This window comes from Oerskovia merdavium, from assembly GCF_014836755.1.
In the GTDB taxonomy this organism is placed as follows: domain Bacteria; phylum Actinomycetota; class Actinomycetes; order Actinomycetales; family Cellulomonadaceae; genus Oerskovia; species Oerskovia merdavium.
Genome location: NZ_JACSQF010000002.1, coordinates 122,574 through 146,839 on the forward strand (window position 1 = coordinate 122,574; position 24,266 = coordinate 146,839).

Sequence of the window (24,266 nt, forward strand, 5' to 3'; positions counted from 1 at the left end):
TGGCGTAACGTCATAGGCTGCCGGTGGGAGCCGCGCAGCGGTTCGGGCACACGAGACGTGCCCGACGCCGGAGCTCACCCCAGCACGTCGGCCCACCTGGAGATCGCTCCAGGCGTGGGCCTCGATCAGCAGCTACGGAAAGCAGGAACGGATGTCCTCAGGTCGCAAGCTCGTCATCGTGGAGTCCCCCACGAAGGCACGCAAGATCCAGGGCTACCTCGGTGACGACTTCGAGGTGGAGTCGAGCGTCGGGCACATCCGCGACCTCCCGCAGCCCTCCGAGCTGCCCGCCGACATGAAGAAGGGGCCGTTCGGCAAGTTCGCGGTCAACGTCGACGACGGGTTCGAGCCGTACTACGAGGTCTACGCGGACAAGAAGAAGAAGGTCGCGGAGCTCAAGCGCGCGCTCAAGAACGCCGACGAGCTCTACCTCGCGACCGACGAGGACCGCGAGGGCGAGGCCATCGCGTGGCACCTGCTCGAGGAGCTCAAGCCCAAGGTGCCCGTGCACCGCATGGTGTTCCACGAGATCACCCGCGAGGCGATCGAGCGCGCGCTGGAGAACACGCGCGACCTCGACGTGCACCTCGTCGACGCCCAGGAGACGCGCCGCATCCTCGACCGCCTGTACGGCTACGAGGTCTCGCCGGTCCTGTGGCGCAAGGTCCGCCAGGGGCTGTCCGCGGGGCGTGTGCAGTCCGTGGCCACGCGCCTGGTCGTCGAGCGCGAGCGTGAGCGCATGGCGTTCGTCGCGGCCGAGTACTGGGACGTGTCGGGTACCTTCTCGCTCGCGGACAAGGGGGCTGCGGACGCCGACAAGAGCTTCGACGCGCGCCTGGTCCAGCTCGGCGGCGCACGCGTCGCCTCGGGCCGCGACTTCGACGACCGCGGGCAGCTCAAGCCCGCCTCGGCGCGTGACGGCGTGGTCCAGCTCGCCGAGCAGACCGCCTCGCTCGTCGTCGGTGGGCTCGCGGACGCCGACTTCGCGGTCCGCAGCCTCGAGACCAAGCCCTACACGCGTCGTCCGGCCGCGCCGTTCACCACCTCGACCCTCCAGCAGGAGGCGAGCCGCAAGCTCCGCTTCAACTCGCGGCAGACCATGCGCACCGCGCAGGCGCTGTACGAGAACGGCTACATCACCTACATGCGTACGGACTCGCCGTCGCTGTCGGCCGAGGCCACCGACGCCGCGCGCCGTCAGGCGGCCGAGCTCTACGGTCCCGAGTTCGTGCCCGGCTCGCCGCGCGTCTACGCGTCGAAGGCCAAGGGAGCCCAGGAGGCCCACGAGGCCATCCGTCCCGCCGGTGACTCGTTCCGCACGCCGGCCCAGGTGGCCCGGGAGATCAGCGGCGACCAGTTCAAGCTGTACGAGCTCATCTGGAAGCGCACGGTCGCCTCGCAGATGGCGGACGCCAAGGGATCGACCGCCTCGGTGCGGCTCGCCGCGCCCGTCGCGGGCACGGACGCCCAGGTCGCCGGCAAGGAGGCCGTGTTCGCGGCCTCCGGCACCGTCATCACCTTCCGCGGCTTCCTCGCGGCGTACGAGGAGGGCACGGACGACTCCGCGGAGTCGGCCGAGGGCGCCGCGGCGAAGTCCGGCCGCCGGGGCGACGAGGACGCACGCCTGCCGCAGATGGGCGAGGGCGACCTGCTCGACGGGCGGGACCTCACGGCCGACGGGCACTCGACGTCCGCACCCCCGCGCTACACCGAGGCGAGCCTCATCAAGGCCCTCGAGGAGCGCGGCATCGGCCGCCCGTCCACGTACGCGTCGACCATCTCCACGGTCCAGGACCGCGGCTACGTGCTGCCGCGCGGCCAGGCCCTGGTCCCGAGCTGGCTCGCGTTCGCCGTGATCCGTCTGCTCGAGGAGCACTTCGAGTGGCTCATCGACTACGACTTCACCGCGGAGATGGAGGCCGATCTCGACGCGATCGCGGCCGGCGACAAGGACCGCGTGGCGTGGCTGACCCGGTTCTACTTCGGCGACGGCACGGGTCGCGAGGAGGGCGAGGGGCTGCGTCAGCTCGTCGACGACCTGGGCGAGATCGACGCCCGCGACATCAACTCGGTCCCGATCGGCGAGGGCATCCAGCTGCGCGTCGGTCGGTACGGGCCGTACATCGAGGACCTCAGCCAGCCCGTCGCCGAGGGCGTGACCCCGCCGCGCGCCTCGGTACCGGACGACCTGGCCCCCGACGAGCTCACGGTCGAGAAGGCGCGCGAGCTCCTCGCCGCCGGTGCAGACGACGGCCGGATCCTCGGCACCGACCCGGTGTCGGGGAACCCGATCGTGGCGCGCGCAGGACGCTACGGCCCCTACGTGACCGAGCAGCTCCCCGAGCCCAAGTTCGACGAGGGGCTGTCCGCGGCCGCGCTCAAGAAGGCCAAGGCCGCGCTGCCCAAGCCGCGCACGGCGTCTCTCCTCAAGGACATGAGCCTCGACACGGTGACGCTCGAGGACGCCCTCCGGCTGCTCTCGCTGCCGCGCGTCGTGGGCACGGACCCGGAGACGGGCGTCGAGATCACCGCGCAGAACGGCCGCTACGGCCCGTACCTCAAGAAGGGCACGGACTCGCGCACCCTCCCCTCGGAGGAGGCCATGTTCACGGTCACGCTCGAGGAGGCGCTCGAGCTCTACAAGCTGCCCAAGCGCGGTCGTGGGGCCACGGCCACACCGCCGTTGCGCGAGCTCGGTGACGACCCGACGTCGGGCAAGCCGATCGTGGTCAAGGACGGCCGCTTCGGTGCCTACGTGACCGACGGCGAGACCAACCGGACGCTGCCGCGCGACGTGACGCCCGAGTCGATCACGCCCGAGCGAGCCATCGAGCTCCTGGCCGAGAAGCGCGCGGCGGGCCCGGCCAAGAAGAAGGCGCCTGCCAAGAAGGCTCCTGCCAAGAAGCCGGCCGCGAAGAAGGCCCCGGCCAAGAAGGCGCCCGCCGAGAAGAAGTAGGTGTCCCGGACACGGCGGTCGCGTCCGACGGCCGCCGAGCCGGCGCCAGGCACGACGAAGGCCCCGGACCCGCCCCCGTGAGGGAGCGGGCCGGGGCCTTCGTGCGTGCGGGCCTGGCCCTCGAGGTAGAACGTTCTGCGCGAGGTAGAACGCGGCGCGCACTACCTCGCGCACCACGTTCTACCTCGGCGGCTACCTCGTTGGTGGGAGGGCCGGGTGGGAGGGCCGGCCGGAGGGCCGCGGGTGGTCGACCGCGCCTCAGTGCCCCGTGTACCTCACGGGCTCGGGCAGGCCCGCGTCCGCACGGATCGCGCGCGACAGCCCCTCGATCGAGCGCAGCGCGTCGACCAGCTCGGGGACCCGGACCTCGAACGGCATCGCGTGGATGGTCTCGCCCGGTGCCGTCGCGGCCTCGGCGACGCGGCGCAGGTCGCCCACGTCGGCCGTCGTGAGCCCGATCTCCGTCAGCGTGTTGGGCAGCCCGACGCGCGTCGTGAACTCGACGAAGTCCCGGATCTCCTGGGACGGGGCCCCTTCGAGCACGAGCTGGGTGAGCGAGCCGATGTTGACCTTCTGGCCGTGCGTGAGCCCGTGGGTCTGGGGAGCGGCCGTGAGCCCGTTGTGGATCGCGTGGGCCGCCGCGAGGCCGCCCGACTCGAAGCCGAGCCCGGAGAGCAGGGTGTTGGCCTCGACCACGGCGTCGACCGCGGGCGTGACGAGGTGCTCCTTGACGGCCTCGATCGCCGCGAGCGAGTTCTCCCACAGGATCTTCCACGAGAGCTCGGCGAGCGCCGTCCCGGTGATGAGAGGCAGGCCGCCCGCCATGGTCGTCGCGTTGGCCTTGGCCACGGCGCGGGCCTCGATCCACGTCGCGAGGGCGTCGCCGATGCCCGCGACGAGGAACTTCACCGGGGCGTTGGCCACGAGCTGGGTGTCGACCAGGACCAGGTCCGGGTTGTGCGGGAAGAACCGGTACTCCTCGAACGCCCCGTCCTCGGTGTAGATGACGGACAGCGCGGAGCACGGTGCGTCGGTCGAGGCGACGGTCGGGACCGAGACCCACCGGATCCCTTCGAGGTGCCCGGCGGCCTTGACCGCGTCGATCGTGCTGCCGCCGCCGATCCCGACGATCACGTCCGACCCGGTCTCCCGGATGCGGCGTGCCAGCCGGTCGACCTCCGCGGCGGTCGCGTACGTGCCGAAGCCCTCACGCGCTCGCGGCAGGTTCGCGGCCTGGAACGACTCGGCGACGGTGTCCTGGACGATCTCCCAGACGACGTCGTCGGCGACCAGCAGCGGCTTGGTGCCGATCGGTGCGACGAACTCGCCGAGCCGCGACAGCGCGCCGCGCGACTGCACGTAGCGCAGCGGGCTGATGAGGGTGCGGATCGGGACCTCGGACATGTGGACCTCCTCGGGTGGGGACAGGGAATCGCGCGGCCGTGCGCTGGAGGGTCTCTCCCGCGGGACCGCGGCACCTCGACGCTACGTCGGGGCGGGGTCGACCGCCTGTCGAAGCACTGGCTCGACCTACTTGTATGAGTGCTGTTATAACAGTGCTGTGACATCCTCCGACCCAACCGCCGTCCCCGGACGCTGGGACTCCCTGCACGCCCTGCTGCGCCGGCTCGACGACGAGATCGGCACCGTCTACACCGACCGCGGGGTCGACGGCGTGCGCCCGCGCTTCGTCTACCCGCTCATCCGTCTCGCCCACACCGGGCCGCTGACCATCCGTGAGCTCGCCACGTCGCTCGGCCGCACGCACTCGGCCATGAGCCAGACCGTGACCGCGATGCGCAGCGAGGGGCTCGTCCGGACGGAGTCGGGCGAGGACGCCCGCACGCGCCGGGTCGCGCTCACCGACAAGGCCCGCGCGCTCGTCCCCCTCCTCGAGGCCGAGTGGCGTGCGACCGAGGAGTCGATCGCGGAGATCGACGACGAGCTGCCCTACGCGCTGAGCGCCGTGGTCACCGACCTCGAGCGTGTCCTCGCGAGCAGGTCCCTGCGCGAGCGCCTCGTCGAGCGGCTCGACGCCGCCGGCCACCCCGCGCAGGCGCCCGGCGCCCCGGCACCCGAGAGGTCCTGACGTGCGGGGCACCGTCCTCGACCTGCGCCCGCTGCGCACCAGCGCTGCCTACCGCGACCTGTGGGCGGGGTCGGCGGTCGGCGGTCTCGGGTACCAGGTAGCCACCGTCGCGGTCCTGCTGCAGGTGTGGGAGCTCACGCACAGCCCGGTGTGGACCGGCACGATCGGCCTCGCGACCGCCGTGCCACTCCTCACGCTCGGCCTCGTCGGCGGGCACCTGGCCGACGTGCACGACCGCCGCACGATCATGCGCCTCGCGTCGACCGGCCAGGCGCTCGCCGCGGTGGGGCTCGCCGCCCAGGCGGTCGTGGGCAACCGGTCCGTGTGGGTGCTGCTCGCCCTCGTGAGCCTCGGCGCCGCGTGCAACGCGCTGGGCGCACCCGCGCGGCGGACCGTGCCGCCTCGTCTCCTGCCCGCCGACCAGGTCGCGGCAGGGCTCGCGCTGCAGAACCTCGCGTTCCAGGTCGCGATGCTCGTCGGTCCGGCACTGGCCGGGCTCGTCGTCGCGCGCTGGGACCTCCCGGCCGCCTACGGGCTGCAGGTGGCGGCGGCCGTGGTCGCCCTGCTCGGGCTGGTGCGGCTGCCGCCGCTCCCGCCGGCGCCCACGCCTGTCCCGGCGCCTGCGTGGCACGGCGGCCCCGCACCCGCACCCGCACCTGCCCCGGTGCCCGTGCCGGACGGCGGTCCGGCGGCCAACCGCGGACGACCCGTGCGCCGGCGGGCCGCGGCGGGCGGGTGGTCGATCGTCTGGAGGAGGCCGACCCTGCGGGGGTCGTTCGCGACCGACGTCGCGGCGACCGTGCTCGCGATGCCCGTCTCGCTGTTCCCGCTCGTCAACGAGATCCGGTTCGACGGCGACCCGCGCACCCTCGGGCTGTTCCTCTCGGCGGTCGCGGTGGGCGGGATCGGCGCCGGGTTGCTGTCCGGCGCGGTCACGCGGGCGCCGCGGTCGGGCGCGCTGCAGCTCGCCGCCGCGGCGACGTGGGGGGTCGCGCTCGCGGGCTTCGGGCTGGCCGGACCGCTGTGGCTCGCGCTCGCGTGCCTCGCGGTCGCGGGGGCGGCCGACACGGTGTCGGTCGTGACGCGCGGGGCGCTCGTCCAGCTCGAGACGCCCGACGAGTTCCGGGGCCGCGTGTCCTCGGTCGAGCACGTCGTGGGGGTCGCGGGCCCCGAGGTGGGCAACTTCCGCGGTGGGGTCCTCGCGTCGTTGACCTCGGCGCCCGTCGCCCTGGTCGCGGGCGGTCTCGCGGCGAGCGCCGTCGTCGGGCTGGTCGCCTGGCGCAACGCACCCTTGCGTCGCTACCGGACCCCGGCCGCGGCGGCCAGGGTGGTGTCCGCCGAGACGACGTAGACGTGTCGCCCCGGCGCGAGGTAGTACGTTCTGCGCGAGGTAGGACGCGCCGCGCACTACCTCGCGCAGAACGTACTACCTCGACGGCAGGCACGACGTGTCAGTCGACCGTGACCGCCTCCAGGACCGGCAGGCGCGAGGCCCGGATGCCCGGCCACACGCTCGCGACCAGGCCGATCACGACTGCCAGGCCCAGGACCGCGAGCACCTGCCCCCAGGGGACCGCTAGGCTCGTGAGCCCCTGCTCGGCGAGCACCCCCGGCAGCGCCGCGGCGATCGCGATGCCCGTGATCACGCCCAGCACGGTGCCGTAGACCGCGGTCAGGACGGACTCGATCGTGATGATGCCCGCGAGCTGGAGGCGCCCGAGGCCCACGGCGCGCAGCAGCCCGATCTCGCGCGTGCGCTCGATGATCGACAGCGCGAGCGTGTTGACGATGCCCAGCAGCGCGATGACGATCGACAGACCGAGCAGCGCGTAGAGGATCACGAGGACCTGGTCCACCTGGGCGGCTGCCGCGTTGGCGAGCTCCTCACGGTCCAGGACCGAGACCACGAGGAAGGGCTTGACCGCCTCGGTGAGCGCGTCACGCAGCTCCGCGCCGGACGTCCCGGAGGCGGCGGTGACGTAGATCGCGTACGTCGGGATCTCGGGCACACCCACGCTCGCGTACGTCGCGTCGGCGAGGACCACGTCGGACGAGATCACCTGGGTGTCGACGATCGCCCCGACGCGCACGTCCTGCGTGCGGGCGCCGTCGTCGCTCGTGAGGGTCAGGGTGTCGCCGACCTCCCACGCGTCGTCCCGCGCCGCGGTCCGGCTGACCACGGCCTCGCCGTCGGCGAGCGCCCCGTCGGGGTCGCCCTCGACCACGGGGGCGTCGAGCGCCTCGGCGAAGAACCCGGGCGGCACGACCGTGGCACCGCTTGGCTCGCCGTCGACGTCGAGGGTCCCGAGCCGTAGCGCGAGCGCCTGCCCGACGGTGGGGAGGCCGGTCACGGCATCGGTGACACCCGGGGGGAGCGCGCCCGTGGCGGCGGCGGCCTGGACCACGTAGTCGGCCCGCACCTGCTCGTCGACGATCGACCGCACCGAGGCCTGCGTCGAGGCCGCGATGACTCCGGTCGCGCTCACGAGGGCCATCCCGATCAGGAGCGCGCCGGCCGTGTTCGACGTGCGGCGCGGGCTGCGCGTGACGTTGCCGCGGGCCAGGCGGCCGAGCGGCCGGATCGCGGCGACCGCCGGGGCGGCGAGGACCGTGATGACGGGGCCGGCGATCGCGGGCGACAGGACCAGGACGCCCACGAGAGCCGCGCTCGCGCCCACCGCGAGCAGGACCCGCGGGTTGAGGTCGTCGACCAGGGCCCACCCGGTCGGGTCGGCCGAGGCCGAGCTCCCGAGGCGCGAGGCCAGCACCAGCAGCCCGGCACCGACCACGGTGAGCACCAGCCCGACCACCGCCCGGGTGCCCGTGCCGCGGTCCGGTGCGACGTCGTCGTGCATGGCCTGGACCGGAGGCGTGAGGGCCGCGTGGCGGCCCGGGACCGCGGCTGCGACCACGCTCACCAGGACCCCCAGCGAGATCGCGACCACGACCGACGTGACGCTCAGCGGAACACGTCCCGAGAGCTCCATGCCCGTCGAGCCGAACGCCGCCCGCAACCCGCTGACCAGGACCCTGCCCAGGACCACGCCCGCTGCCGCCCCCAGCAGCCCCACCGCGACGGCCTGCGCGAGGATCGACGCGAAGACCTGCGCGGGCGAGGCCCCGAGCGCGCGCAGCAGCGCGAACTCGCGCTGGCGCTCGCGGACCGACATAGCGAACGTGTTGGCGATGATGAACGCCCCCACGAACAGCGCGATGGCCGCGAAGACCAGCAGGAACGTCTCGATGAAGCCGAGGATCTGCTCGACGCCCTCGCGGGCCTCGTCGCGCATGGCCTCGCCCGTGAGGGACTCGGTTCCCGCGGGCAGGACCTCGGCGACCCGGTCGGCGAGCACCTGCTCGGACACGTCCCCCGCGGCGTAGACGGAGATCGTGGGGACCGTGCCGTCGGGCGCGTAGGTCGCGAGCGCGGTCGAGGGGTCGAGCCCTACCAGGATGGTGCCCGCCGCAGCGGCCTCGATCGCGAAGATCCCCGTGACGGTGACGGGCTGCGGTGCGCCCGCGAGGACCACGGTCGTCGTGTCGCCCGTGGTCAGTCCCGCAGCCGCGGCCGCGCTCTCCTCGAGCGCGATCTGCGTGCCGCCCACGGGCCACGCCCCGTCCGCGAGCGTCACGGTCGGCTCGTCGGGCCCCACCGCGATCCCGATGCTCGGTGGGCCCGACGTCGTGACGGCCGTGCCGTCGGCCGCGACCAGGACGATCGGGCCCGAGGTGTCGGGCACCGCGCGCGCGACGCCGTCGACCCCCGCGACCGTGTCCGCGAGCGAGACCGGGACCGGGGCGTGAGGTGTCCCGAACGAGCTGCCCGCACTCGTGGTGGCGTCGATCTCCTCGGCTCCGCGCACGTACACGTCGGCGACGAGGGTCGTCGCGATGATCTCGTCGAACGTCGACGACAGCATCGCGCGGAACGTGAAGGTCCCCACGACGAACGCGACGCCGAGCATCACGGCGAGGGTCGACAGCAGGAAGCGGACCAGGTGGGCCCGGACCCCGCGCAGCGCGACCCGCAGCATCAGTCCTCCTCCGCCTGGCCGAGCGCGTCGAGGATGTCGCGCCTGGTCGGGGCCGCGAGGTCGGCAGTGATCCGCCCGTCGGTCAGGAACAGGACCCGGTGCGCGTACGAGGCCGCGCGCGGGTCGTGCGTGACCATGACGACCGTCTGCCCCAGCTCGTCGACCGAGCGGCGCAGGAAGCCCAGGACCTCCGCGGACGAGCGCGAGTCCAGGTTCCCCGTGGGCTCGTCGGCGAACACGACCGACGGTCGCGACACCAGGGCGCGTGCGCACGCGACCCGCTGCTGCTGGCCGCCCGAGAGCTCGGACGGACGGTGGTGCAGGCGGTCGCCCAGGCCCACCGCGGCCACGACCTCGTCGAACCAGGCCCGGTCGACGGGCGCGCGCGCGATGTCGAGCGGGAGCGTGATGTTCTCCGCGGCGGTGAGCGTCGGGACCAGGTTGTACGACTGGAAGACGAATCCGATCCGGGTCCGCCGCAGGGCCGTCAGGCGCCGCTGCGAGAGGCGACTCACCTCGGTCCCGCCGATCACGACGCTGCCCGACGTCGGGGTGTCCAGGCCGGCCAGGCAGTGCATGAGCGTCGACTTGCCCGAGCCCGAGGGCCCCATGATGGCCGTGAGCTCGGCCGCGCGGAAGTCGACGTCGACGCCGTCGAGGGCGCGGACCGTCGTCTCGCCCTGGCCGTAGGTCTTGACCAGGCCGCGGGCACTGGCGGCGCTGCCGGGGGCGCCCGCGTTGTCGGCGGCGCCGGCTCGGTCGGCCGGGGCGCCGGGCCGCGCTCCGGGCGGCGGGCTCGCCGAGGGGCGTGGGGAAGTCGGGTGCGCCATCGGGGTTCCGTTCGTTCGGGTGGATCCATCGTGTCCCGGCACGGGGTGACGTGCGACACATCGGCAGTTCTCGCGTCAAGCGGCACGGCGCCCGGCGTCTTGCCAGTTACCACGGATCACCCGTCCGTGCGACCCGACGGTCCTCCCCGACCCGCCGGGCACCACCCGAGGAGCCATCATGACGAACAACCGACCGGCCGGCTCGCCCCGGCACGCGGCGACGGTCGCCGCACCCCCCTCCACCGCAGCCCTGCCGTGGCGCGTGCTGACGGCCGCGCTCGCGGCTCTGCTCGCCCTCGTCGGCGTGCTCGCGATGCCGCGCACGGCGGCCGCGGCCGAGCTCGACGCCATCAAGACGGTCACGATCACCGAGCCGGTCGACGAGGTCCACCTGTGGCAGTCCCTGCGGATCGAGGCCACGTGGGCCGTGCCCGACGGGTCGCACGCCGGCGACACCTTCACCCTGGCCTTCCCGCAGTCTCCCCGCGTGACCGGCTTCGCGACGACGTTCGACCTCAAGACTCCCGAGGGAGCGGTCGTCGGGACCTGCGACGTCACGCAGGACGGGTTCGCGTGCACGCTCAGCCCCTATGTCGAGACCGCGACCAACGTGCACGGCACGCTGTACTTCTGGGCGCAGGTGGACGACGTGGGCGAGGGCGGCACGTTCTCGTTCGTGACGGGCGACGACATGGTGATCCAGGTACCGGTGCCGGGTGGCGAGGTGATCCCAGGGGCGGGGTGGTCGGCCCCCGAGCAGCCTCTCAAGAACGGCTGGGTCAGCACCGACGGCAGGACCGCGGTCTGGGACGTCTACGTGCCGAGCGAGTTCCTGGCAGCATCGGCAGGTGGCCCGGTCGTCGTGACCGACACGTACGACTCACGGCTGACCATGAGGGACGACTCGCTCGTGGTCGGCTACGTCCCGCTGGCCGACTGGAACGACGGCGACTTCTCCGGCGACGCCGTGTGGCTCGAACGTGGCACGGGGTACGTCTACACCCCGGACGTCGCAGGGTCCTCGTTCGACCTCACGTTCGTCGATCCCGTCACCGACGGCTCGCGCATGTACATGGTCCGCTACGAGATGACGCTCCCCGCAGGCGTGCGGGACGGGGACACGTTCGGCAACCAGATCGCGGGCAGCACAGGCTGGGACGACCAGCGGGTCCTCGAGTACGCGGGCGCGGGCGGTGACGGCGACGGGGACGGCAACGGCGAGCTCCGGCTGACCAAGCGTGTCACCGGCGAAGGTGCCGCCGGGGTCCCGGCGGGGACCGAGTTCACCGTGGAGTACACGACCGAGCGGGACGGGCGGACCGCGTCGGGGAGCCTGACTGTGACCGACGGTGCCACGGTGTCGCTGCCGGGTCTCGCGGCCGGGACGGTGGTCACGCTGAGCGAGGTCTCGCCCACCGCCGTCGACGGCGTGACCTGGGGGGCGCCGGTGTTCTCGGGCGAGGGCGTCACGCCGGTCGACGGCGGTGCGCAGGTGACGGTCGGAGAGGAGGGTCTGGTCGAGGTGGCGCTCGACAACCCGGCGACCCCGGTCGTCCCGCCTGCGACGGTGCCACCCGTGACCGAGCTCCCCGGCGAGACGCCGCCGGCCGCCGTCGTGCCGCCGACCGAGCCGCCTTCCGCCCGGCCGACGGCGACGGGCGGGGCCCTCGCCACGACGGGCGCGACGGTCGGCGTGCTCGCCGGCGTGGCTGCCCTGCTGCTCGGGACGGGGCTGGCTCTCGTGGCGCTCCGGCGTCGCGGAGCGGCGTCCTGAACCTGTCCTGAGGGCTGCGGCCCCGGGGGAGACCGGTCCGTCGACCGGTCTCCCCCGGGGCCGCAGTAGCGTGGAGGCATGGTCTCCCACGCCGTGGTCAACGTGCTCGACGCCGTCCCCGACCCGGGCACGGCCCCGCCCGTGCGGTGGGGGATCCTCGGCGCGGGGAACATCGCCGGCTCGTTCGCCGACGAGGTGCGGACGTTCACGCAGGGTCACGTGGCGGCCGTGGGCTCGCGCGACGAGCACCGGGCGCGGGACTTCGCGCAGCGGCACGCGCCGTCGGCGACGGTGCACGGCTCGTACGAGGCGCTCGTCGCGGACCCCGACGTGGACGTCGTGTACGTCGCGACCCCGCACTCGCACCACCGCGACCACGGGCTGCTCGCGATCGCGGCGGGCAAGCCCGTCCTCATGGAGAAGGCGTTCACGCGCAACGAGGCCGAGGCCCGCGAGGTGCTGGACGCGGCGCGGGCGGCCGGGGTGTTCGTCATGGAGGCCATGCTCACGCGGCACCTGCCGCACGTCGCCGCGATCCGCGCGCTGATCGCGCAGGGCGAGATCGGGGACGTCCGGTCGGTCACGGCGAGCTACGGGTCGAACGCCGCGTACGACCCGGCGAGCCGGCTCTTCGCGCCCGAGCTCGCGGGCGGCGCCCTGCTGGACATCGGGATCTACCCGCTCGCGTTCGCGACGGACCTCCTGGGCATGCCCGACGACGTCACGGCCGTGGGTCTCCCGGCTCCCACCGGGGTGGACGCCCAGTCGACCGTGGTGCTGCGGTACGGCGACCGGGCGACCGCGACGCTCGCGTCGTCGGTCCTGGCGCAGTCGGCGACGTCGCTCGTGGTCGCGGGCTCGGGCGGGTGGATCGAGGTCGTCGACCGCTTCATGGTGCCCACGGCGTTCAGCGTGGTCTGGGCCGACGGTGCCCGCCGCGACTACGACGGGTACACCCCGGGCGCCAAGCAGTACGAGGCGGCCGAGGTCGCGCGCTGCCTCGCGGCGGGACTCACGGAGAGCCCGCGCATGACGTGGCAGGACACGCTCGACCTGATGCGGGTCATGGACGCGGCGCGTTCTCAGCTGGGGGTCGTGTACCCGGGCGAGTGAGTGGGGGCGCCGGGGGCCGGTGCCGGGCGCCGGGTGCCGAGTGCCGAGAACGGGGTTGCGGTCGTTCTGACGGCCGGGACGGACGAGATCGCGGGGTTCGACCGCGCGCAACCTCGTGCTCGTCGCCGACGTGCCTGGGCGCCGCACGACCACACCTCGGGCAATGACCCGTGGCCGCGCTCCCACGGGGTTAGCGTGAACCCATGAGCAACGACGCCCGCACCGCGGCACCGACCGACCTGAAGCCAACCTCCCTGCCTCACCTCGCCGCGACCGCTGCCGACCTCCCCGAGGTGATCTCCGGCGTCGTGCCCGATCCCCGGACCGCGCCGACCGTCCGCTGGGGGATCCTGGGCGCCGGGAACATCGCCGGGTCGTTCGCCGAGGCCGTGCGCGACCACACGCGCGCCCGCGTCGTGGCGGTGGGGTCGCGCGACCGCGTCCGCGCCGAGCGCTTCGCGACCGAGCACGGCATCCACACGACCCACGCCGACTACACCGAGCTCGTCGAGGACCCGCAGGTCGACGTCGTGTACGTCGCCACGCCCCACTCGCACCACCGCGACCACGCGCTGCTGGCCATCGCCGCGGGCAAGCACGTCCTGGTCGAGAAGGCGTTCACGCGCAACGAGGCCGAGGCGCGCGAGATCCTCGACGCCGCCCGGGCCGCGGGCGTGTTCGTCATGGAGGCCATGTGGACGCGGTTCCTGCCGCACGTCGCGGCGCTGCGCGGAGTGATCGCGCGCGGTGAGATCGGCGAGATCGTCAACGTGACGGCCGACCACGGCCAGTTCTTCCCGTTCGACTCCGCGCACCGGCTCTACGCGCCCGAGCTCGCGGGCGGCGCGCTGCTGGACCTCGGCGTCTACCCCGTGTCGTTCGCGCACGACGTGCTGGGCGCGCCGTCGTCGGTCACGGCGGTCGGTGCGCTGACCGAGACGGGCGTCGACGGCCAGCTCGGCATCACGCTGGGCTACGGCCGTGCGATGGCCACGCTCTCGACGACGCTGTGGTCGCAGACGCCCAACGTGGCGTCGATCTCCGGCACCGCGGGGCGCATCGAGGTCGAGGGCACGTTCTACGCCCCGACGTCGTTCCGCGTGGTCCGCCACGACGGCGCCGAGTGGCGCTACGAGGGCTTCCGCGGCGAGGGCAAGCAGTACCAGGCGGCCGAGGTCGCGCGCTGCCTCGAGGCCGGGCTGACCGAGAGCCCCCGGATGACGTGGCAGGACACGCTCGACGTCATGCGGACCATGGACGAGGTCCGTCGCCAGACGGGCGTGGTCTACCCGGGCGAGTGAGCCGGGTGGCCTGACCGGGGGCCGCCTCGGACCGCGTTGCCGACTCCGACCGGTGCCGAGAACGGGGTTGCGGTCGTTCTGACGTGCAGAACGACCACAACCCCGTCCTCGGCAGGGCGAGAGCTCAGCCCGCGGTCGGCTCGTCCGTGTGCTCGACGACGTAGCTGCGGCCGTCGGGACCCGTCACGTACTCGAAGCGCGTCTTGAGCTCGCGGTCGCGCTCGGCCTCGGCCGCGGAGACGCCGCGACCGGGCGAGCCCTGCTTCCCGACCTGGGCGGGGCCGAAGATCGGCAGGAACGTCTCGGTCATGCGCAGGCCCAGGGGGCGTCGTCGCTGCTTGTCGGCCATGCGCCTCTCCTCACGAGAACGGTGCAGTTGCATTGTGCACCAATGATTGGTGTACCAAGCATAGGCGAAGCCTGGCTACCATGGCGACATGACCACCTCGACCGAGAGCGCCGGACGCGCAGCCCAGGCACCCTCGACCGCTCCCCGCGAGGAGACTCCCGCCACGGGCCGCGAGGGCTCCCGCGCTCCGCGCGACGGCTACGACCCCCTCGCGCTCGAGTCCCAGGTCTGCTTCGCGCTCTCCGCGGGGGCGCGCGCCATGGTCGCCATGTACAAGCCGCTGCTCGAGCCCTTGCGTCTGACCCACCCGCAGTACCTCGTGATGCTGGCGCTGTGGCAGGACGCGGCCGCGGGCGAGCCCACCACGGCGACCTCGCTCGCGGACCGGCTCCACCTGGACCCGGGCACGCTCTCGCCGCTCGTCCGCCGCCTCGAGGCCACGGGGTACCTCACCCGGTCGCGCAACGAGCACGACGGCCGCGTCGTCGACGTCACGCTGACCCCGGCCGGTCGCGAGCTGCGCGACCAGGCCGAGCACATCCCGCCCGCGATCACCGCGGCGACGGGCCTGAGCCTCGACGAGCTCGTCGAGGTCCACGCGGCGGCGTCGAAGGTCGTGGCTGCGGCGCTGCGGGCGGGTGTGATCTAGCTCCGGCCCCCGCGGCCGTCCCTGGCGACATGTCGTACGTGCCCCACGGGGTCGCGGTCGCGAAGGAGTCGTCGAGCCAGCAGCCGAGCGAGCCGTCGAACCGCCGCAGCACCACGAAGCCCCCAGACGCGTCCCAGTCGTGCCTAGGGTGGCGCGATGAGTACTCCCACCGCCTCCCACCCGCGAACGGCCCGTGCGCGCGGACTGGCTGCCGCCGCGCTCCGGCAGTGGCACCTGCACCCCCGGTGGGCCATGGCGCTGCGCGGCGCTGTGGCCGCCGCGGTCGCGTGGGTCGTCGGGATCGTGCTGCCCGAGCCCTTCTCCGACTATCCGTACTACGCGCCGCTCGGCGCCGTCGTCGCGACCACGAGCACCGTGGCCCGGTCCGTCCGGGAATCCTTCCAGGCGGTCGGTGCGATCGTCGTCGGGGCGCTCGTCGCGCGCGGCGTGGACGTCGTGCTCGCGCCCAGCGCGCTGTCGATCGCGCTCGTCGTCGCGATCGCGATCCTCGTCGCGGGGTGGGGGCTCCTGGGTGACATGGGGTCGTGGGCCGTGACCTCGGCGCTGTTCGTCCTCATCATCGGGAACGCGGACAAGGTCGGGTACATGGGGGCGTACATCGGCCTCGTCCTGGTCGGGTCGCTCGTGGGGATCGGGATCAACCTGCTCTTCCCGCCGCTGCCCCTCGCGGCGTCCGACGTCGACCTCGACCGGCTCAAGGACGCGCTCGCGGACCAGCTCGACCACCTCGCGGACGGGCTCGACAGCGACGTCGCGCCCTCACCCGAGGAGTGGGACGACCGGCGTCTGCTCCTCGGTCCGGTGGTCGACCGGTCGCAGCGGTCGGCCGAGCAGGCGCGCGAGGCGGCGCACATCAACCGCCGGGCCCGCCGGTACGCCGAGGCGACCCGAGCCCAAGGCTCCCAGGCGAGCGCGCTGGGGGTGACGTCGTCGGTCGTCGGGGACCTGACCCGGCTCGTCACCGGGTGGGAGCGGCAGGACCTCGACGACCTCGCGTTCGGCCAGTCCCTGAGGCCCCTCGTGCGCGACGCCCTGCGCGCGTACGCGGGAGCCGTGCGCTCCACGGCCGGGGCGCTCGCGGACCCCGAGGCGCTCGCCCGCGTCCGGGACGCGACCGAGCGGCTGCGGCGGGCCGTGCGCGAGGTGCGCAGCGGGTCGGACGAGGACTATTTCGTCGCCGGGGCGACCGTGCTGGCGATCCGGCGCGGGGTCGCAGCGCTGGGCGGGGAGTAGGGCTCGCGCAGCCCTGCGGACCGGGCGCGGCGAGAGGCCGCGCGGCTACCCTGGTCCGGGACGCCTTCCGGGAGCCCACGATCAGGAGGTCGTCCGATGAGCACGTCCGCCTCGGTCGCCGTGCAGGAGATCCTCGCGCGGTGGCACGGCTTCCAGGAGTGCTACCTCGAGGAGGTCCGCGTCGAGGAGTTCGGCTACAGCCTCCGCCTGACCTTCGACCACGTGTGGCAGTCCGAGGGCGTCCTGCGGGACGACCTTGATGTGCCGTCGCTCGTCTCGCTCCGGTGCGTGGGGGTCCGCAGGCTCGAGTACGTCGCAGATGCTCCCGCGCGCACCGTCGCCAACCGGGCGCAGCTCGCACCCGGCTGCACCGAGGTCTCGCTCGTCGTCGCGATCCCTTCGGACGATCCCGTCGCGATCCGTCTCGGGTGGGAGTGGGACGGGCGCGAGCTGGAGATCCACTGTGTGGCCGTCGAGGAGGTGCCGCCCGAGGCCACTGGGGCACCGTGAGCGCGCGTCAGGCGTCGGTCACGCTGATCGACCCGTCCTGCCCGACGGCGAAGCGCACCTCGTCGAGCCCGCTCGCTCCCGCGTCGGGGGCCACGGAGGCTCCGGCGAGCTGCGCGAGCGTGTGCGTGCCCTCGACGACGAGCACCGCGCACCCGGCCGCTCGACCCGCGGTCACGCCGGCAGGGGCGTCCTCGACCACGAGGCACCGCGACGGGTCGACGCCGAGCCGCTCGGCACCGAGCAGGAACGGGTCGGGGTCGGGCTTGCCGTGCGCGACGTCGTCGGCCGTGACGACGACCGCGGGCGGCACGAGGCCCGAGGCCGCGATGCGTGCCGCGGCGAGCGGACGCGTGCACGAGGTGACGATCGCCTGCCGGGTCGCGGGCAGCGACGCGAACGCGTCGACCGTGCCGGGCAGGATCCGCACGCCCTCGTTGTCGTTCAGCTCGAGGTCGTGGATCCGCTCGTACGCCTCCTCGACCTGGTCGACCGGCAGGAGGCGCGCGATGAAGGTGCGGGCGGGGGTGCCGTGCTCGATCTGGAACGAGTCGGCGTCCGGCAGCCCGTACTCGTGCGCCCACCGGCGCCAGTTGCGGTCGACGGCCGGCACGGAGTCGATCAGCGTGCCGTCCATGTCGAACAGGATCGCGTCGAACGTGCGCCCGGCGAACGCGGCGCCCGGCGTGGGGAGCACGGGAGGCTCGGGGAGGTCGGGGCCGGGTACGGGGAGGACGGACATGCCCCGAGGCTACCGGCCGTGCCGGGTCGCCCGACGTGTGTCAGGCGGCCCGACTATCGTGGGCGCGTGAGCACACCCGGTTACTTCATCTCGTTCGAGGGCGGCGACGCCGTCGGCAAGTCCACCCAGTCCCGCCTCCTGGGGGAGTGGCTGGGGGACCTGACCGGCCGCGAGGTCGTGCTGACGCGCGAGCCCGGGGGCACCGAGCTGGGCGTCGAGCTGCGCCAGGCCGTGCTGCACGGCCGGGACATGGACGCTCGCACCGAGGCCCTCATCTACGCCGCGGACCGCGCGCACCACGTCGCCCACCTGGTCCGCCCCGCGCTCGAGCGCGGCGCGGTCGTCGTGACGGACCGCTACCTCGACTCGTCGGTCGCCTACCAGGCGGGCGGCCGGGAGCTCGGCGTCGACGAGGTCGAGCTCATCTCGCTGTGGGCCGTCCAGGGGCTCATGCCGCACGTGACCGTCCTGCTGGACCTGGACCCGGCCGTCGCCGCCGAGCGTCTCCAGGGGAAGCCGGACCGTCTCGAGAGCGCCGGGCTCGACTTCCACCGCCGCACGCGCGAGGCGTTCTTGTCGCGCGCTGCCGCGGACCCCGAGCGGTGGGTCGTGATCGACGCGACCGCCTCGATCGAGGACATCCAGGCCCAGATCCGGGTGGACCTCGCGGTCCGGCTCGAGCTCACGCCCGTGGTCGAGGAGGCCGAGGACACGGTCGAGGCGCTGCCCGACGACGGGTTCGACGACTCCGACTCGGCGATCGGCTACGTCCCTGACCTCGCGGACCTGCCGGTCACGTCCCCCGTGACGCACCCCGCGCCGGGGCCGGCCGAGCGGACGAGCGCCCCGTGACGGTCTGGGACGACGTCGTCGGGCAGGAGCACGCGGTCGAGCTGCTCTCGGCCGCGGCCACCGACCCCGCGGCCATGACGCACGGCTGGCTCCTGACGGGACCGCCCGGCTCGGGGCGGTCGAACGCCGCTCGGGCCTTCGCGGCCGCGCTGCAGTGCGAGCTGGGTGGGTGCGGGGTGTGCCAGGCGTGCACCACGACCCTCGCGGGCACCCACGCGGACGTGACGATCGTCGCGACCGAGAAGGTGACCATCGCGATCAGCGAGGTGCGTGACCTGGTGGGCGTCGCCAGCCGCCGTCCCTCGCAGGGGCGCTGGCGCGTCATCATCGTGGAGGACGCCGACCGCATGGCCGAGCGCACCACCAACGTTCTCCTCAAGGCCATCGAGGAGCCGCCGCCCCGCACGGTCTGGATCCTGTGCGCCCCCAGCCCGCAGGACGTCCTGGTGACGATCCGCTCGCGGTGCCGTGGCGTGGCGCTCCGGGTGCCGCCGGTCGAGGCCGTCGCCCGTCTGCTCGTCGCCCGTGACGGCGTGGACCCTGTCGTGGCCGAGGCCGCGGCGCGCGCCGCGCAGAGCCACATCGGCCTGGCGCGCCGTCTGGCCCGGGACGGCAAGGCGCGCGAGCGCCGGTCCTCGGTCCTGTCGATCGCGCGCCGCATCCGTGGCGTCGGGGACGCCGTGGTCGCCGCGGGCGAGCTGGTCGAGGTCGCTCAGGCCGAGGCCAAGGCCGCGACCGAGGAACGCGACGCGGTCGAGAAGGCTGAGCTCCTGCGTGCGCTGGGCGTCGAGGCGGGCGGCGTGATGCCGCCCAAGCTGCGCTCGCAGCTCACGGACCTCGAGAAGGACCAGAAGCGCCGCGCGACCCGTCACCAGCGCGACGTCCTGGACCGCGCGATGCTGGACCTGCTCTCGCTCTACCGCGACGTGCTCGTGGTGCAGCTCGGTGCCCACGTGGACCTCGTGAACACCGAGCTCGCCGAGACCGTGCAGGCCCTGGCCGAGGACTCGACCCCCGAGCAGACCGTGCGCCGCATGGACGCGATCGGGGTGGCTCGGGAGCGCCTCGACGGCAACGTGGCGCCGCTGCTCGCGCTCGAGGCCATGGCGATCGCCCTGCGCCCGCAGGGCTGAGCGCCCGCCGCTCAGACCGTCGACGCCTCGCGCGCGGCGACGATCCGCTCGCCGTTGGCCTCGGACCAGGCACGGATCGCGTCGACCGGGCCCAGGAGCGAGCGGCCCAGGTCCGTGAGCGAGTACTCGACGCGCGGGGGGACCTCGGCGTAGACGGTCCTCGTGACGATCCCGTCGCGCTCGAGAGAGCGCAGCGTCTGCGTGAGGACCTTGGGGGTCACGGCGCCGATCTTCTCGCGCAGCTCCCCGAACCGCAGCACGCCCGTCCGCAGCGCCATGAGGACGAGCAGCGTCCACTTGTCCCCGAGGCGTTCGACCACGAGCCGCGACGGGCAGGTGGGGGAGAAGACGTCGGGCACCTCGTCGACCGTTCCCACAGTATCCACAAGGTAATAATGGCACGTTGAAGTCATTGGTACCTGTTGGATACCGTCAGGATCCTCACGGCGCACCGGGCGTCGTCGGCGCCCCGTGGGGGCGGGTTCGAGGAGGCTCACATGAAGGTTCTGCTGACGGGCGGCACGGGATACATCGGGTCCGCGGTGCTCGCCGCGCTCGTGGCTCGCGGTCACGAGGTGACGGCCCTGGTCCGCAGCGAGGGGTCTGCACGCACGGTCGAGGCCGCGGGAGCGACGCCGGCCGTCGTCGACCTCACGGACACCACGGTGGTCGCCACGCTCCTCGCGGACGCCGACGCCGCGGTCCACGCCGCGGCTGCGAGCGACGGCTCGAGCCCCACGATCGACGCCTCGGTCGTCGACGCGGTCCTCGCCACGTTCGACGGCACGGCCAGGCCGTTCGTCCACACGAGCGGGATCTGGGTCTACGGGAGCGGGGACGCGATCGACGAGGGCTCGCCCCTGGACCCGCCCGCGATCGTCGCATGGCGCCTCCCGATCGAGGAGCGGCTCCTCGCGGCCACGGCCCAGGGGCGCGTGGTCGGGTCGGTCGTGGTCCCCGGCGTCGTCTACGGCCACGGTGCGGGTATCCCGGGGATCGTCGCGGGTGCGCCGCGCCGCGAGGGGCCCGACGGCGCATCCCTCACCCTCGTGGGCAGCGGCACCCAGCACTGGGCGACGGTCCACGTCGACGACCTCGCCGAGCTCTACGTGCTCGCGGTCGAGCGAGGCCTGACCGGCCGCCTCCTCGGCACGACCGACGAGCCTGCCTCCGTCACCGACCTCACGCGTGCGGCGAGCCGGGCCGCGGGGCTGGGCGGCGCCGTCGGGCCGGAGAGCGACGACGCGACCCGCGAGCGCCTCGGCGCCCCCTTCGCCGACGCGCTGCTCCTCGACCAGCGGGTCGCGCCCGAGACGCGTGCGCGCTCCCTGGGCTGGAGCCCGCGCCGCCCGTCCCTCGTCGAGGAGCTCGAGACAGGGAGCTACGCGCCTGCAGCGTCTCCGCGCTGAGCGCGGGCGTCCACGCGGCGTTCATCCGATCGTCGCGCGGACGCCCGGCCGGGGACACCGTGACGCTGGACGCCGGGGCTAGTGTCGCGAGCGACAAGACACCGGACCACCGGAAAGGGCACCACGACGATGACCCTCACCCTCACGCTCGTCCGCCACGGGCAGACCGTCCTCAACGCACGCCGACACCTCCAGGGGGCGTGCGACTCCCCGCTCACGCGCACCGGGCGAGCCGGGGTGCGCGTGACCGCGCAGCACCTCGCACGCCACGACTTCGACACCGCGTACTCCTCGCCCCAGGGCCGTGCGGTCCTCACGGCCATGGAGATCCTGCGCCACCACCCCGACCTGCCCATCACGGTCGACGCCGACCTGCGCGAGCTGTCGTTCGGCTCGTTCGAGCGGCGACCCGAGCACGAGCTCGACGGGGTCGTGCCGTGGTCGGTGCTCGTGCCCGCGGTGCTCGCGGGCACGCACCCCGGGGTCGGCGGGGGAGAGCCGGGAGCCGAGTTCATGGCACGGGTGCGCGGGGTGTTCGGGCGCATCGTCGCCGCGCACGACGACGCCTCAGGGCCGGGGGCGGGCCGAGACCGGAACGTGCTCGTCGTCGGGCACGGGCTGACGCTCGGTGCCTACCTCGCGACGATCGACCCGACCGGGCTGGCGGCGCTGCCGAACGCCTCGGTCTCGACCGTCGAGGTCACCGACGGCGTCGCGCGCGTCGTGGCCGTGGGCGTCGACGTCGCGGGGCACGGCGCGGTCGCGGCGCGTCCCGCGCCCGTCTCGGCCTGAGGCCCACGCCCGGCGGCACCGTTCAGCCGGGTGAAGTGCTTGCGCGCAGTCGGTCGGATCCAGCCCCTCGTGGCACCCTGGAGTATTCGGCTCATCGCGACGCACTGGGGGAGTGGTGCTGTGACGACAAGAAACGAGACCGACGGAGATCTCGAGGCGGTGCTCGACGCCGTCCTGCGCGGCGACGGGCCACAGCCCGTCGGTCGCTACGCGCTCGACGTCCCGGCGGGGAAGTGGTGGTGGTCGGACGAGCTGTTCGCGATGCACGGGTTCGTCCCGGGCGAGGTCGTCCCGACGACCGAGCTCATGCTCGCGCACAAGCACCCGGACGACCTGTCGCGCGTGCAGGGGGTGCTCGCCGAGGTGACCAGCCGTGGGACGCCGTTCAGCTGTACCCACCGGATCATCGACGCCCACGGCCGCACCAGGACCCTGGGCGTGGTGGGGCAGGGCGACCTCGACCCCGGTACGGGAGCCGTCACCCGGGTCACGGGGTACTTCATGGACCTGACGGAGACTCACGGTGCGCGCGTCCGGGAGGAGGCCTCGGCGGCGATCCGGGCGTCGGCCTCGCACCGGGCCGCGATCGAGCAGGCCAAGGGCGCGGTCATGGTCCTCTACGGCCTGAGCGAGGACGAGGCGTTCGCGCTGCTGCGCGACCACTCGAGCATCACGAACGAGCCCGTGCGGTCGATCGCTGCTCGACTGATCGCGAGCATGGCGGATCTCGGGGGGAGCACCGCGACGCGGGAGGACCTCGACGCGTTCTTCGCGCCGCCGACTCCGACGCTGCCTCCCGACGTCAGGCTCCCGACGGCGCCGCTCGCCGGGAGCGCGCCACGTCACCGAGGATCACGGCGAGCAGGACACCGTTCGAGATCCAGTTGATCGCGAGCGGGGAGAGCACCGGGTAGGTCGCGTAGAGCAGCCCGAGGGCGCCGACGCCTGCGACGTGAGGCAACGACCAGGATCCGCCGGTCGCGCGACGGAACAGGGTGTTGCCCGCCAGGTAGACCATGCCCGCGCCGCAGATCAGCCCGGCCGTCCACGGGTCGGCGTGGCCCGAACCCTCGTGACCGAGCGGGTGCAGCAGGACCAGCTCGTCGGCCACGGCCGTGAGCACGATCCCGACCACGAGCAGGTACGGCACGTAGGTGTACGCGGTCTGGGCGATCATCCCGGTCGACGCCGACCCGGCGAAGTACGCGGTCGCGCGCCGTTCCGAACGGTCGAAGTACAGCAACCACATGAGCACGGTCGAGGCGAACGCCGCGAGGAACGCGAGGACCACGGTCGCGGTCAGCTCCAGGTCGCCGAACCCGGTGCCCGTGACGATGATCGACTCGCCCAGGCTGATGATGATGAACAGGCCGACGCGCTCGGCCATGTGCTCGCCGCGCACGACCCACGTCGAGGGGTCGGTGGGGCCCAGCACGGGTACCCGGAAGAGCGCTCGCGGCCCCGAGTAGTCGACGAGCACCGCGACGATCCACAGGATCAGGCGCCACGAGTCGTCGGGCACCAGGGCGCCCGCGACCCAGAAGACGCCCGAGGTGACCTGCCACACCGTGATGCGCACGAAGTTCGTGCCGTTCTCGGGCCAGTGCCGGTGGAGCGCGTAGGTCGTCCAGGCCGAGCGCCCCACCTGGATCGCGACGAACGTCAGTGCGAACAGCAGGGCCTTGTCGCCGAACGCCTCCGGGATGGCGCTCGACATGAGCAGACCCAGCAGCATGAGCACGAGGAGCATGGTCCGCACCGGAAGGCGCTCGGGGTCGAGCCAGTTGGTGACCCACGTGGTGTCGATCCACAGGTACCAGACCGCGGCCCCCAGGATGAGCGTCTGGACCAGGGTGGTGCCGTCGGGGTGGGCGATGAGCGAGTGCGAGAGCTGGGTGACGGCGAACACGAACACGAGGTCGAAGAACAGCTCGATGTAGCCGACCTTGTCCGAGTCGTGCCCGTGCCCGTGACGCAGGACGTCGGTGCGCATGCCCCACGTGCCCGGCCTGCGGGCGTCGGGCCGGCGGGTGCTGGGAGCGCTCATGGGCGCGATCCTCGCACGCCGGGCGAGCGGCGGCGCGCGCTCACTCGACGGTGAACGCCTTGCCCGGCCAGTAGGCCCACTCCTCGAAGTCCGCGACGCGGCCGTCGTCCGCGAAGCGCAGGATCCACAGGTCCCGGTACTCCTGAGGTGAGGGGCCGCCGTAGCGGACCTCGAGCCGCACCACGGCCGTCGTGCCCTCGACCGCGACGGGCGCGGCCGTCAGGGTGAACGTCTCCCCGGAGTCGACGAGCCAGAAGTCCCGGATCTCGCCGTGACCGTGCAGGGGCTCGTCGTAGGGCGAGCGAGCGTAGCGGGCGTCCTCGGTGAACAGGGTCTCGACGGCGCGCAGGTCCTCCTCGCGCCAGGCCGCCTCGTACGCGGCGACCCAGGTCATGACGGCCTCGTGGTCCATGCGTGCCTCCGCTCGTCGGTCCC

Annotated in this window: 22 protein-coding genes; 14 read left to right on the forward strand and 8 right to left on the reverse strand. The window is 73.5% G+C overall.

The window, feature by feature from the left end; genetic code table 11:
- Window positions 1-151: 151 nt before the first annotated feature.
- On the forward strand, window positions 152-2,956 hold the full coding sequence (gene topA / locus H9641_RS02685; RefSeq protein WP_191800786.1) for a type I DNA topoisomerase: 2,805 nt from the start codon (window positions 152-154) through the stop codon (window positions 2,954-2,956).
- A gap of 258 nt (window positions 2,957-3,214) precedes the next feature.
- Here the strand turns inward: topA and H9641_RS02690 are convergent, their stop codons facing one another.
- Window positions 3,215-4,360, reverse strand: a complete 1,146-nt coding sequence (locus H9641_RS02690) for a glycerol dehydrogenase (RefSeq protein WP_191800788.1) — start codon at window positions 4,358-4,360, stop codon at window positions 3,215-3,217.
- A gap of 157 nt (window positions 4,361-4,517) precedes the next feature.
- On the opposite strand from H9641_RS02690, the gene H9641_RS02695 reads away from it, so the two are divergent.
- A complete protein-coding gene (locus H9641_RS02695) occupies window positions 4,518-5,045 on the forward strand; it encodes a MarR family winged helix-turn-helix transcriptional regulator (RefSeq protein ID WP_318244350.1) in 528 nt (175 codons plus the stop codon).
- A 1-nt stretch (window position 5,046) separates the two neighbouring features.
- Window positions 5,047-6,396 (forward strand): MFS transporter, encoded by a 1,350-nt coding sequence (locus H9641_RS02700; protein ID WP_191800792.1) that lies wholly within the window; start codon window positions 5,047-5,049, stop codon window positions 6,394-6,396.
- A 100-nt stretch (window positions 6,397-6,496) separates the two neighbouring features.
- Here H9641_RS02700 and H9641_RS02705 read toward each other — a convergent pair whose 3' ends face one another.
- Window positions 6,497-9,079, reverse strand: coding sequence for an ABC transporter permease (locus tag H9641_RS02705; protein ID WP_191800794.1), 2,583 nt, complete (start codon window positions 9,077-9,079; stop codon window positions 6,497-6,499).
- The gene (locus H9641_RS02710) at window positions 9,079-9,909 is read right to left on the reverse strand and encodes an ABC transporter ATP-binding protein (protein WP_191800796.1); all 831 of its coding nucleotides are present in this window, start codon (window positions 9,907-9,909) and stop codon (window positions 9,079-9,081) included. The genes H9641_RS02705 and H9641_RS02710 overlap by 1 nt, the downstream gene beginning before the upstream one ends.
- 178 nt (window positions 9,910-10,087) lie before the next feature.
- On the opposite strand from H9641_RS02710, the gene H9641_RS02715 reads away from it, so the two are divergent.
- The 3 genes from H9641_RS02715 (at window position 10,088) to H9641_RS02725 (ending at window position 14,097) form a co-directional block, all read left to right on the forward strand.
- Window positions 10,088-11,683, forward strand: coding sequence for an Ig-like domain-containing protein (locus H9641_RS02715; RefSeq protein ID WP_191800798.1), 1,596 nt, complete (start codon window positions 10,088-10,090; stop codon window positions 11,681-11,683).
- A 78-nt stretch (window positions 11,684-11,761) separates the two neighbouring features.
- The gene (locus tag H9641_RS02720; protein ID WP_191800800.1) at window positions 11,762-12,796 is read left to right on the forward strand and encodes a Gfo/Idh/MocA family protein; all 1,035 of its coding nucleotides are present in this window, start codon (window positions 11,762-11,764) and stop codon (window positions 12,794-12,796) included.
- Window positions 12,797-12,999: 203 nt separating this feature from the next.
- Entirely contained in the window at window positions 13,000-14,097 is a 1,098-nt protein-coding gene (locus tag H9641_RS02725) for a Gfo/Idh/MocA family protein (protein WP_191800802.1), read from the forward strand.
- A 124-nt stretch (window positions 14,098-14,221) separates the two neighbouring features.
- On the opposite strand, the gene H9641_RS02730 is transcribed toward H9641_RS02725, so the two are convergent.
- The gene (locus H9641_RS02730; RefSeq protein ID WP_056762982.1) at window positions 14,222-14,446 is read right to left on the reverse strand and encodes a hypothetical protein; all 225 of its coding nucleotides are present in this window, start codon (window positions 14,444-14,446) and stop codon (window positions 14,222-14,224) included.
- An 88-nt stretch (window positions 14,447-14,534) separates the two neighbouring features.
- Between H9641_RS02730 and H9641_RS02735 the strand changes: the two genes are divergently transcribed.
- The 3 genes from H9641_RS02735 to H9641_RS02745 all read left to right on the forward strand — a co-directional run bounded on the left by H9641_RS02735 (window position 14,535) and on the right by H9641_RS02745 (window position 16,859).
- The gene (locus H9641_RS02735) at window positions 14,535-15,095 is read left to right on the forward strand and encodes a MarR family winged helix-turn-helix transcriptional regulator (protein ID WP_191800804.1); all 561 of its coding nucleotides are present in this window, start codon (window positions 14,535-14,537) and stop codon (window positions 15,093-15,095) included.
- A 156-nt stretch (window positions 15,096-15,251) separates the two neighbouring features.
- The gene (locus H9641_RS02740) at window positions 15,252-16,349 is read left to right on the forward strand and encodes an FUSC family protein (protein ID WP_191800806.1); all 1,098 of its coding nucleotides are present in this window, start codon (window positions 15,252-15,254) and stop codon (window positions 16,347-16,349) included.
- Between the two features lie 96 nt (window positions 16,350-16,445).
- Entirely contained in the window at window positions 16,446-16,859 is a 414-nt protein-coding gene (locus tag H9641_RS02745) for a hypothetical protein (protein ID WP_068627274.1), read from the forward strand.
- 7 nt (window positions 16,860-16,866) lie between these two features.
- On the opposite strand, the gene H9641_RS02750 is transcribed toward H9641_RS02745, so the two are convergent.
- A complete protein-coding gene (locus H9641_RS02750; protein ID WP_191800808.1) occupies window positions 16,867-17,598 on the reverse strand; it encodes an HAD-IA family hydrolase in 732 nt (243 codons plus the stop codon).
- Between the two features lie 66 nt (window positions 17,599-17,664).
- On the opposite strand from H9641_RS02750, the gene tmk reads away from it, so the two are divergent.
- Both tmk and H9641_RS02760 read left to right on the forward strand, forming a co-directional pair.
- The gene (gene tmk, locus H9641_RS02755) at window positions 17,665-18,450 is read left to right on the forward strand and encodes a dTMP kinase (protein ID WP_191800810.1); all 786 of its coding nucleotides are present in this window, start codon (window positions 17,665-17,667) and stop codon (window positions 18,448-18,450) included.
- Window positions 18,447-19,583: a DNA polymerase III subunit delta' gene (locus H9641_RS02760; RefSeq protein ID WP_191800812.1), complete on the forward strand. Its 1,137-nt coding sequence runs from the start codon at window positions 18,447-18,449 to the stop codon at window positions 19,581-19,583. Before tmk ends, H9641_RS02760 begins: the two co-directional genes overlap by 4 nt.
- Before the next feature lie 11 nt (window positions 19,584-19,594).
- Here the strand turns inward: H9641_RS02760 and H9641_RS02765 are convergent, their stop codons facing one another.
- Entirely contained in the window at window positions 19,595-19,969 is a 375-nt protein-coding gene (locus tag H9641_RS02765; RefSeq protein WP_318244351.1) for a winged helix-turn-helix transcriptional regulator, read from the reverse strand.
- A 111-nt stretch (window positions 19,970-20,080) separates the two neighbouring features.
- Here H9641_RS02765 and H9641_RS02770 point away from each other — a divergent pair, with 111 nt between their 5' ends.
- From H9641_RS02770 to H9641_RS02780, 3 genes are all read left to right on the forward strand, one after another.
- Entirely contained in the window at window positions 20,081-20,992 is a 912-nt protein-coding gene (locus H9641_RS02770; RefSeq protein WP_191800816.1) for an NAD-dependent epimerase/dehydratase family protein, read from the forward strand.
- Window positions 20,993-21,121: 129 nt separating this feature from the next.
- Window positions 21,122-21,784, forward strand: coding sequence for a histidine phosphatase family protein (locus tag H9641_RS02775; RefSeq protein WP_191800818.1), 663 nt, complete (start codon window positions 21,122-21,124; stop codon window positions 21,782-21,784).
- A 120-nt stretch (window positions 21,785-21,904) separates the two neighbouring features.
- Window positions 21,905-22,672: a PAS and ANTAR domain-containing protein gene (locus H9641_RS02780; protein ID WP_191800820.1), complete on the forward strand. Its 768-nt coding sequence runs from the start codon at window positions 21,905-21,907 to the stop codon at window positions 22,670-22,672.
- Here the strand turns inward: H9641_RS02780 and H9641_RS02785 are convergent.
- Both H9641_RS02785 and H9641_RS02790 read right to left on the reverse strand, forming a co-directional pair.
- Complete coding sequence (locus H9641_RS02785) at window positions 22,587-23,831, reverse strand: low temperature requirement protein A (RefSeq protein WP_191800822.1); 1,245 nt, start codon at window positions 23,829-23,831, stop codon at window positions 22,587-22,589. The two genes, H9641_RS02780 and H9641_RS02785, sit on opposite strands and share 86 nt — an antisense overlap.
- Before the next feature lie 40 nt (window positions 23,832-23,871).
- Window positions 23,872-24,243, reverse strand: coding sequence for a YybH family protein (locus H9641_RS02790; protein WP_191800824.1), 372 nt, complete (start codon window positions 24,241-24,243; stop codon window positions 23,872-23,874).
- Window positions 24,244-24,266 lie beyond the last annotated feature (23 nt).